We start from the raw sequence: 297 nt of genomic DNA, 5'->3' as shown, positions 1-297 counted from the left end.
GTGGGGGCGCGGTAGGCGCTGCCGCCATCGTGGTATTCCGGCGCCGGTAACGCCCGCTTGTCGAGTTTGCCGTTGACCGTCAGCGGCAGCTTCTCCAAGACGACCACCGCCGCGGGCACCATGTAGGCCGGCAGCCGCTCGGCCAGCTGCGTGCGCACCTGCGCCGGATCTGCGGTGCCGGTGATGTAGCCGACCAGCCGCTTGTCGCCGGGGTGGTCTTCGCGCGCGATCACGACGGCTTGCTCCACCCCGTCGGCCTCGGCCAGGGCGGCTTGGACGTCGCCGAGTTCGATGCGG

1 protein-coding gene is annotated in these 297 nt (G+C 71.4%); it reads right to left on the bottom strand.

The window, feature by feature from the left end; translation table 11 throughout:
* Positions 1–297 (bottom strand): AMP-binding enzyme (locus AC5Y39_RS21245; protein WP_500021718.1); only part of this gene is annotated, 297 nt, incomplete at both ends.

The sequence above is a fragment of the Mycobacterium sp. NGS39 genome, assembly GCF_059812765.1.
This window is presented reverse-complemented; position numbering and strand designations above follow the sequence as displayed.